The 9,838-nt window shown below is 39.8% G+C and carries 11 protein-coding genes; 1 reads left to right on the top strand and 10 read right to left on the bottom strand.

What is annotated here, in order from left to right; all coding sequences use genetic code 11:
* Window positions 1-99: 99 nt before the first annotated feature.
* The 5 genes from KQI58_RS19485 to KQI58_RS19465 all read right to left on the bottom strand — a co-directional run bounded on the left by KQI58_RS19485 (window position 100) and on the right by KQI58_RS19465 (window position 4,226).
* On the bottom strand, window positions 100-2,493 hold the full coding sequence (locus KQI58_RS19485; RefSeq protein ID WP_216410634.1) for a serine hydrolase: 2,394 nt from the start codon (window positions 2,491-2,493) through the stop codon (window positions 100-102).
* 31 nt (window positions 2,494-2,524) lie between these two features.
* Window positions 2,525-3,124, bottom strand: coding sequence for a short chain dehydrogenase (locus KQI58_RS19480; RefSeq protein ID WP_216410633.1), 600 nt, complete (start codon window positions 3,122-3,124; stop codon window positions 2,525-2,527).
* A 15-nt stretch (window positions 3,125-3,139) separates the two neighbouring features.
* Window positions 3,140-3,607 (bottom strand): cysteine hydrolase family protein, encoded by a 468-nt coding sequence (locus tag KQI58_RS19475; protein WP_216410632.1) that lies wholly within the window; start codon window positions 3,605-3,607, stop codon window positions 3,140-3,142.
* A 175-nt stretch (window positions 3,608-3,782) separates the two neighbouring features.
* Window positions 3,783-3,971 (bottom strand): CsbD family protein, encoded by a 189-nt coding sequence (locus KQI58_RS19470; RefSeq protein WP_016178826.1) that lies wholly within the window; start codon window positions 3,969-3,971, stop codon window positions 3,783-3,785.
* A gap of 75 nt (window positions 3,972-4,046) precedes the next feature.
* Window positions 4,047-4,226 (bottom strand): hypothetical protein, encoded by a 180-nt coding sequence (locus KQI58_RS19465; protein WP_216410631.1) that lies wholly within the window; start codon window positions 4,224-4,226, stop codon window positions 4,047-4,049.
* A gap of 74 nt (window positions 4,227-4,300) precedes the next feature.
* Here KQI58_RS19465 and KQI58_RS19460 point away from each other — a divergent pair, with 74 nt between their 5' ends.
* A complete protein-coding gene (locus tag KQI58_RS19460) occupies window positions 4,301-4,480 on the top strand; it encodes a hypothetical protein (protein WP_216410630.1) in 180 nt (59 codons plus the stop codon).
* Between the two features lie 38 nt (window positions 4,481-4,518).
* On the opposite strand, the gene KQI58_RS19455 is transcribed toward KQI58_RS19460, so the two are convergent.
* Genes KQI58_RS19455 through KQI58_RS19435 form a run of 5 tightly spaced genes read right to left on the bottom strand, consistent with a single transcriptional unit; the run spans window position 4,519 to window position 9,825 of the window.
* Window positions 4,519-5,097 (bottom strand): dienelactone hydrolase family protein, encoded by a 579-nt coding sequence (locus tag KQI58_RS19455; RefSeq protein WP_216410629.1) that lies wholly within the window; start codon window positions 5,095-5,097, stop codon window positions 4,519-4,521.
* Window positions 5,098-5,136: 39 nt separating this feature from the next.
* On the bottom strand, window positions 5,137-6,327 hold the full coding sequence (locus KQI58_RS19450) for a MalY/PatB family protein (RefSeq protein WP_216410628.1): 1,191 nt from the start codon (window positions 6,325-6,327) through the stop codon (window positions 5,137-5,139).
* Complete coding sequence (locus tag KQI58_RS19445; protein ID WP_216410627.1) at window positions 6,314-7,360, bottom strand: M42 family metallopeptidase; 1,047 nt, start codon at window positions 7,358-7,360, stop codon at window positions 6,314-6,316. The genes KQI58_RS19450 and KQI58_RS19445 overlap by 14 nt, the downstream gene beginning before the upstream one ends.
* Window positions 7,344-8,426, bottom strand: coding sequence for a M24 family metallopeptidase (locus KQI58_RS19440; protein WP_216410626.1), 1,083 nt, complete (start codon window positions 8,424-8,426; stop codon window positions 7,344-7,346). Before KQI58_RS19440 ends, KQI58_RS19445 begins: the two co-directional genes overlap by 17 nt.
* A 49-nt stretch (window positions 8,427-8,475) precedes the next feature.
* Entirely contained in the window at window positions 8,476-9,825 is a 1,350-nt protein-coding gene (locus KQI58_RS19435) for a PTS sugar transporter subunit IIC (protein ID WP_216410625.1), read from the bottom strand.
* Between the last annotated feature and the right edge of the window lie 13 nt (window positions 9,826-9,838).

Below are 9,838 nucleotides of genomic sequence, written 5' to 3'. Positions count from 1 at the left end.
GAAAGTCATCAAAAGAATCATGTATGGTCGTTGTAGCTTTGAAACGTTAAGGAAAAAGACCATTCAATTAGAATGGATGAGAAAAAAGCGGATTTTCAACTAACGCTGGAAAGAACCACCTTTATCTTGCCACAAACAAGAGGTGTATTGTAATTGACGATTTAAAGAAACTTTTCCTTCATTTATTAATTTTTGTGTATAGTAGATATTCGGAAGCTTTGCCGTACTTGCAGCGGTGAAGTTCGTTGTCCCATTGATGGCAGCTGTCTGATTTGCTTTTAAATCCAATACATAGATTCCATAGTTTCCATTTCTATATTTCTTATTCAATAAATTTTGGACTTGTGGAATTTTAGAAACCTGTTTCTTAAAAGCATTAGCTGTACTTCCAGGTGCCGCAGTCCCTTTTCTAACTATAACAATCTGAATCGCTTCCAATCGATAGGCAAAGCCTTCTGTTCCAGAATTCCCACCATTTCTTGCCCAGCCTAACCAACCAAAGTTCTGACAATGGGTACGATAGTAGATGTCATAATGCTTGGCTGCATCTCCAGTTAAGCTTATCTGGATTGCCTCCAGACGCTTGGCTTGTCCAGTCGTACCTGCCTGCGCTCCATTTGACACCATCCCCTGCCAACCATAACTTTGGACATGAGTTTTGTATTGAATCCCTCCATTTAAAGAGATCGGCAAATCGGATAGTGTTAATCGTATTGCTTCCAGTCGTTTCGCTTGTCCAGTGGTGCCTGACAGTTGTCCATTCGTTTTTTGACCTTGCCAGCCAATCGACTGAATATGGGTTTGATAGCTTACCTTAGGAATTTTGAATTTTATAAATCCTCGATTCGTTGAGCCAGGTGCTGCAGTGCCTTTTTTCACTACAACCACTTGAATCCCTTCTAATCGATAAGCAAATCCTTCTGTTCCAGAATTTTCCCCATTTTTTGCCCAACCTAACCAGCCAATAGTTTGACAATGGGTGCGATAGTAGATGTCATAATGCTTGGCTGCATCACCTGTTAAATTTATCTGGATTGCCTCTAAGCGCTTGCCCTGACCCGTCGTACCCGCTTGAACTCCATTTGATACCATTCCTTGCCAGCCATAATTTTGTACATGTGTTCTATATTGTATTCCACCCTTTAAAGATTCTGGCATATCGGATAATTGTAATTGAATCGCTTCCAATCGTTTGGCTTGTCCAGTGGTGCCTGACAGTTGTCCATTGGATTTTTGACCTTGCCAACCAATGGATTGAATATGTGTGCGATAGCTTACTTTTGGAAGCTTATACTTGATAAAATTACGATCAGTAGAGCCAGGTGCAGCCTGACCTTTCTTAACGATAAGAATCTTGAGCCCTTCTAAACGATATGCGAATCCTTCTGTCCCTGCCTTCTCCCCATTTTTCGCCCAACCTAGCCAATCAAAGCTTTGGCTAAATACTTGATAATAGACATCATAATACTGTGCCAATTTTCCAGTTAGTTCAATCTGAACTGCTTCAATCCGCTTAGCTTGTCCGGTAGTTCCGGCTACTTCGTCATTTTCTTTAAAATCTTGCCAGCCAATGGATTCTACATGGGTCCGATAGCGAATTCCTCCCGTAATCCCTTCTGGTAAATGATCCACCGAGATCTGAATTCCTTCTATTCGTTTGTTTTGACCAGCCGCACCTGAAATCTCGCCGTTGATTTTTTGTTCTTGCCAACCTATAGATTCAACGTGGGTTTTATACTTAACATTGACATCTTGATATTCGCTAAATGCCTTTTTATCACTATCCTCACTAGGCTTTTTGCCTTTCTCAATTAATTGGATTTGAATTCCGCGAACAGCTTCATCATAGCCAATTGTTCCAGCATCCTCGCCATTCTTTGCCCAACCTAACCAACCAAATTTTTCGGTTTGAATACGATAATACACCCAGTGAGTATCAGAAATCGCTCCGGTAAGATGAATTCGAATTGCTTCAATATAGGAGATATCTCCAGAAACCTCCCCATTTTTCTTTGGGTTTCCATGTTCAACCCAACCATCAGGTTTACTGTAACTTTCATAGACAATCCCACTGGAAGATTCACTAGTATTTTTAAGAGAAATTTTGATCGCCTGTAGTCCCTTTAATGAAGAAACATCGGGTATTCCTGAAACCACTCCATCAGAAACTTCTGCCAACCAGCTGCCGTCTGCCTTTGTTTGATAATTAACGCCTACTCTTTCTTCTGTATTGAAAAGCTCAGTTTCTTGATCCAGGTCAGCTGAAGAGCTTTCTTCCACTCCGCTGCTCATCGAATTGTCTGTTGTCGTTTGGTTATTCTCTGTGTTTTCTAATAACTCAGTTGAAGGTTCTACCCGCGAATCTGTTGTTTGAGTACTAGCAATTGTTTCTTTTATTTGATTTGCTGATACATTATGAACATTTAAACCTACTCCAATAAACAGATTTAATAAAAACAGTAACGCCAAACATCCTATCAATTTCTTTTTCATTTTCTCCCCCCTAAACTATTAAAAAGCTTTTTTAATACACCCGATATTCCTGTCCTGTTTGTTTTCCTTCGACACTTTTTACAAATGCCATTGCCACGCGCTCTGCTGGTACAGGTACAAACCCTCTAAAGGAATCTTGAAATTTATCATAGGACTCTACTAAAACATTGGGGCTGACACAGTTGATGCGAATCCCGTGAGTAAAATCAATGGCTGCTGATTTTACAAAAGCTGCCACACCACCGTTAGCCATTGCTGCTGAAGCCCCACCTGGAATCGGATCGTCCTTCATGATGCCTGTCGTTAATGTAATACTGCCATCGCGTCGTAAATATTTTTGTCCAATTAATGCCAGATTGATCTGTCCTAACAGCTTGCTTTGTACCGCCACTAGATTATCTTCAGGGGTCATTTCTTCTATTGGTTGAAATTTGGCTGTTCCTGAAGCATTTACGATCGCATCTACATGTCCAACTTTCTTGAACATTGTTTCGATACTCTCCACAGATGTTAAGTCCACCTGTACATCGCCACTTGTTCTTCCAGCTATAATCAGCTCGTGATGTTCCTCCAATTTTTCAACAATTGCTCGACCGATCGTTCCCTTACCACCAACTATTAAAATACGCACAACTAGTCACTCCTTTTACTTTTCTATATACTCTTTAGTAGTCATAATCGTTACACCTAGATCATGTAACCTCCTATTCCAAATATTTCGCATTGGTTTAATAACAGAATCATGAGCATCCTCAATTAATGTCACAGGATAATCTTCTGCCAAAGCCCCTTTACACGTACTTTGGACACACGCATTACTCATCAAGCCAACTACCACAAACTTCCGAAAATAATGTTTAGAAATGATCGATCGGAATTCTGGTGCTTTAAATGTATTCATTTGAACCTTTGAAATCACTAGATCATCCGGTTCACGGCGTAATTTCTGCGAAAGTTCACCATACCCAGCCTTTTTTATAAAAACGATCGGAAGATCCTCTTTATGAAAATAATCGATCAATCCATTCACATTTTCCAAAAAATTTTCTTTTCCAATCAATGGTGCTAATGTTCCTTTTTGTATATCCACAACCAATAATGCAGTTTGCGACACGTCAACCTCAACCTTTCATTTTTCTTCTTAATAGTATTATATAGCAAACAAAGAAGGCTTTCATCCAATAGTCCCAGCTGATTGATCGCTTTAAACTGCTAACTTCATGAATTGCTTTGTTGATCATAAGGAATGTTTAACCAAAAAAAGACCCGCCGCAGCAGGTCTTAATAAATTAATCTTCTTTTTCTTTGTCGAGCTTTTTGTTGATTTTACCAGCAACATCATCTGCTGTTTCTTTTGCCTTGTCTTTTGCTTTACCGAAGCCTTGTTGGAACTTCCCTTTTAATTCGGTCGTTTCATCATCGGTCACTTTTCCTTTTGCCTCGTTTACTTTACCTTTTAGTTCGTCGTTATTTGCCATAACAAATCCTCCTCTATTGATAAAATAGGCACCTAGTGTCTCTAAAATTATTTTACCATCGAAGAAATGAGAAGGCTAAATATCTGCTTGCATTTCTAACAAACGCTCAGCCTGCTGAATTTCCTGTTTTAGTGATTTAATCCGTTCTTCTTTCAACTCACTGGAAAAGGCTAAATGCTCTAATCGTTCCAATTCGATTTTTGCTGCAGCTAATTCTGCCTCCACTTCAATAAGAACGCTTTCATTTATCTTCATTGTAAATTTCCTCCCAAGCATCCCACACGAGATATCAACTAATTCTATGCTACACTGCTTTTGAGGTGAAGTAAATGCGAAATACATGGCTGCAGGAACAATTGAATGCAATTTCTGATGAGAAGTACCAATTTATCATCGATGAGGCGGTTAAATATATCGAACAATTAGAAGATGACAATGAAAGTTTACAGGTCGCATTAGAAGGAAATATTTGGAGCCCCAAAAAATGGAACGAAAAAGCAGAGAAGTAAGCCAAGAATTATTGGCTGCTTCTCTGCTTTTATTTTAGCTACTCAAATGTTTCATTCAAAAAGCAAATAATTTCCTGCTGTGCCGCTTTTGCAGTATCAGGATTATAATTTGCAGAATAGGAATCTAGAAAACCGTGCTTTGCCGTAAAAAAACGAACAGTCGTGTGCTGTTTTCCTTCTAAACTTCTCACTGTTTTCTCTATTGAAAAAGCGGGTTCTTGAGAAAAAAGCAACAGTGTCCGGCACTTTGGCATAATTTGTAAATGGTCTCTTATTCGCGAACCATAACAGGCAATCACCCCAGCACATTCCACCTCATCAACACAAAGCCATGCAAGTGTGCCACCAACGCTAAAGCCCAAAAGATAGACCGTTTCATGGAGCTGAGATATTTTTTTAATATAATTGAAAGTGAAAATTTTGATCTCCGAGTAATGAGCATAATAATACTCGTATGCCTGTTCCGCCTCCTGATAAGAAAAAGAAGCCCGCTTCAAAAGATTAGGAGAGTAAACAGTGAATCCCTTCTGTTCATAATACTTGATTTGATCCAGCATGAAATCATTAATACCATAGATTTCATGGAGAATTACAATGGCTGTGCTAATTAGAATCATCCTCACTTTTACTCCATTTTAACAAATGAGAGAAAAAAATTAAGAGAATTTTTGATCTAAACTTTGAATCGCTCGCATCAAACGTTCAGCGCCATCAATGATTTTTTCTTTTGGAGCACCTAAATTGAACCGAAGATACCTTTCACCCTCTGGTCCGTAAGTCTCCCCTTTCATAATCGCTACCTTTTCCTGTTTGACTAAAACTGTTTGTAGTTCTTCCATTGTATAAGGTAATTGCTCAATATTGATCCAACCTAGATAGGTAGCTTCGGGAATCTCAAACTGAATTCGTGAATCGCTAGCAAGAACTCTTTTCAACTCTAAGAAATTGGCATCAATGGTCTGATTCAACTCTTCCACCCATTTTTTCTGATTGTTATAGCAATCCATCGTTGCAAGCAATGCAGGATAAGGAATCGAAGACAAGCCATCACGCCCCTTCAAAACACTCAAGAATTTTTCTCGTAATGCAGCTTCAAAAAAAATTCCATAAGACCCGCCTAGCCCAGGAGAATTGAAGGTTTTAGACGCTGAAGATAATAAAACCACTGGAGTCTCGAGTTGCTCTATAAATGCTAAGATTGGCAAATGTTTTTTCCCCGGGCGACGCACATCCATGTGAATCTCATCGCTGATGATGGCAATTTGATACTGATTACACAAGAAAATCAAGCGAGTGAGCTCATCTTGAGTAAATACTCGACCGGTTGGATTATGAGGATTGCACAATAAAAAGATCGCTGGTTTTTCAGTTGCAAAAACTTTTTCCAACGCCGTGAAATCAATTGTGAACTGTTCATTGACGTTTGTTAGTGAAAAAGTGATTAATTCACGATCATTACCGCCGATACAGTTAAAAAACGCATCATAGCAGGGGGTTAAGGTGATAATTTTATCATTTTTTTGACTCAATAATTGGATACATACCGACAGACTATAGATCACACTGGGAGAATAGACGCACCATTCGGGGTCGATCCAACAATCAAACTCCTGTTGGAACCAATGACTGATGCTTTGTTTATAATCCAAATGATTCCAACGGGTATAACCGAAGAAGCCACGAGTAACCGCTTGATTTAAAACCTCGATCGTCCCATCAGGAAGCATAAAATCTGTGTCCGAAATAGAAAATGGCAATAGATCTTTTTCGCCAAAGCGATCTTGAACATAATCCCATTGGGTAGAATACGTACCGTAACGCGAACGCTGCTGATTAAAATTGCTCAAGCTCAAGTCCTCCTTCGTCTAATGAACAGATAACTGCTGAAAGTAAATCAATTGTTGCTTCTACATCAGAAATTTCAACTATCGAGTTCCATGAATGACAATAACGAACAGGTACGCAGAAGACCAACGTTGGCTTGCCAGCAAATAATTGGACGGACCCAGCGTCTGTGCCGCCACCGCCAAGTAGGTCATATTGCCATGGGAGATGATTTTTTTCAGCAATTTCTTTACAGTAGTCCAATAATTTGATGTTTCCTAGCGCTGTTTTATCTGCTAAAACCAAGCCTGGACCATTTCCTTGGATACGATTTGGAAAATCTGCAGCATGTGGTGTATCCTTCCCATTAGCAACATCAATAACGATATTAATGTCTGCATCCACTTGAGCGGCAGCGACTTTAGACCCTCTAGTCCCGGCTTCTTCTTGAACCGTCCCAACACCGATCACTTCGATCTTTTTTGTTTCTGCCTGATTTTTGACTTGCGCCATGATCGTACATGCCACTCGGTCATCCAACGCTTTGCCGATGATTTTCTGTTGATTAAAGCTTTTTCTTGCTTTTGTATTCGGTAAAATCATATCACCGATCTGCAGACCGGCTTCTTCTAATTCTGATTTTGAATGAACACCAAAATCGATATACATTTGATTGATCGGCACAACCTCTGTCATTTTGTGGCTAGTTTTGGGCAATGTCCCCACGATTCCTTCCAAAATTGCACCATTTTTGCGACATGTTGCCCTGACCTGCTGTCCTAAAACCACATGTCCCCACCAACCGCCAATTGGGTAGAAATAGACAAAACCATCTTCTGTAATGCGGTGAACGAAAAATCCTACCTCATCCATATGTGCATAGAGCGCGATTTTTTTCTTTTTGGTCTCTAAATCTCCAAAATACAAATTTCCAAATGAATCCTTTGTTACCGGACCTTGAATCGTTTCCTGCAATGCTTGCTGGACCTGTGCTTCTTGTCCTGGCAATGCATCTAAGTCAGATAATTTCATCAATAATTTATCGTTTGCAGTCAATTGTCATCCACTCCTTGTTAAAATACGTTAGGATTTCAGCGTGTCCCGATTCGTTTACCGCAACATCATCTTCAATCCGAATGCCAAAAGTCTTCTCTGGTAAATACACTCCTGGTTCAATGGTAAAGCTCATATTTTTTTCGATTAATAGCGTTTCACTTGGAGCTAAGGCTGGATATTCATGACAAGATAGTCCGATTCCATGACCAAGATTGTGGCTGAAATACTGCGCCAGATTTTCTTGTTCTAAGACAAGGCGTGCAACCTGATCAATTTCTCCTAATGGCTTCCCTAAAGCGACTGTCTCAATCGCTTGTTTTTGAGCGGTTAGAACTTTTTGATACGTTTCTATGATTTCGTTGTCCACTTCGCCAAATGCAAAAGTTCGTGTAATATCTGAATAATAACCTTGATGGATCGATCCAAAATCAATCATAATTAACTCGTTTGCTTCAATTTTTTTATTGCTTGCATGGGCATGGGGCAAAGCCGTTCGCGGGCCAGAGGCTACGATTGTCTCAAAGGCAGGACCTTCACTACCAAGTTTTTTGCTGCGATAATCGATCTCGTTGGCCAATTCTAACTCTGTCATACCTGTGCGAATCAATGGTAGAATCATTTCTAGTGTTTGATCAGCGATTTTGGCCGCTTGTCTGATTGCAGATAGATCCTCTGGTGTTTTGATCATGCGTAATTCTTCGATCATATTCTTTGTTGCAACTAATCGTCCGCCGACTGCTCCCATTAAAGCTTGAAAATTAATAAAGCTTTGATAAGTAATCGTCCCTGCTTCAAAACCGAATACAGCCCCCTTAACAAAAGGTCGTAATACTTCAATTAGGCTGGCGCCAACAGGAATTTCACAAATTTCGACCCCTTGCGTTTGCTGCTGAGCCTGTTGCGTATACCGTCCATCAATAAATAATTGCAGCGCATTTTCAGTAACTAACAAAAGACCGTTCGATCCAGTAAAGCCACATAAATAGCGGCGATTAATTTTATCCGTTACCAGTAATCCATCCAGTTTTTCTTCAGCTAATTTTCTGCGTAATTTTTCTACTTTCATTCGTTGTGCTCCTTAAAGCAAAAAGGACAGTCCAAGCTGTCCTTTTTGGCTAGAAATCAATATCGGTTAAATATTGTTCATCGTCATCTGAAATGACAGAATTGGCTTTTTCAGCTTCTAATAATGCTTCACGTTCTAATTCTTGCTTCTCTAAAACTTTAAAGAATGGCAAATATAAACCAAAAGACATCGCCACTTGAATCACCTGAATAATGATCGCTCGCCAGTCAAAACCAGTCAGAAAGCCCTCCATAAATACTGGAACATATGGCGGATCAAAGATTGGAAAGTTCAATAAACCAAGCTTCATGCAAATCATCGGGAACATTCCAACTAGAGCACCGCCGAAAATAAATGGAATCATCAAAACAGGATTCAAGATAATCGGCACACCAAAGAGCACCGGCTCATTGATCCCAAACAGCGAAGGCAGCAAAGCAACTGCTCCGACTTTTTTATAGCGTAAAGATTTACTGATCAGCATTGCTAAAACTAACCCGATCGTAACGCCTGATCCTGAGAAGTTTGCAAAAGCTGACAATGTTCCATTTGTAATTACGTGCTGTAGTGGTTCCCCCGCTTCGTGAGCAGCAATGTTTTCTGACAAATACTGTACCGCAATTGGTGATAAGATCGGCGATAATACGGCTGAGTGAATCCCAAAGAACCAGAAAACCAAACGTAAAACTAATACAAAGTAAATGATCCACAATGAATCCAAGCTGCCAATAGCAGGTGCTAAAACATCCATGATTACTTGTGGGAGTAAAACCCCACCAGATAGACTATCTGTCACCGCACGAATCACAATAAATAAGACTCCGATCGCAGCGGTTGGTGTGATCAATTCAAACGAACTAGAAACAAAATCCGGTACTCCTTCCGGCATCTTAATCACCAATTTATGCTTTGTGAAGAACTGATAGAGTTTAACGGAAATAATGGCTACGAATATGGCGGTAAAGAGTCCTTTTGAATCTAGATAGCTAGCAACGATATTGCCGTTGTCGTCAACATCCATTGCCACAATCAGAAAAGCTATGGCTGATAGCATCATAGAACCAACTGTATACAGCTTGTAATGTTCACTTAAAAAATAAGAGATCGCCAATACCGCATACAACCCAACAAGACCTAATGAAACTTTTGAAATAATGCCAAAGATATACCCATAATTTTCAAACCAATTCGCAACGCCGGGCGTTTTGATAAACTCTGGAATCGACGGAAAAATCGCTGCGATCGAACCCAATAGTAGCACTGGCGTCATAACGACCATTCCTTTTTTAATCGCCGTTAAGTAAGGATTGCTGTCAACCTTATTTGCAATTGGAACCAATGTTTTACGAATGAATCCTTCAACTTTTTCGAAGGCCCCCTGTTTCTTTGGATTTTCCATTTTTTACACTCCT

This window comes from Enterococcus raffinosus (assembly GCF_018917525.1).
Lineage (GTDB): Bacteria > Bacillota > Bacilli > Lactobacillales > Enterococcaceae > Enterococcus_A > Enterococcus_A raffinosus_A.
This window is presented reverse-complemented; position numbering and strand designations above follow the sequence as displayed.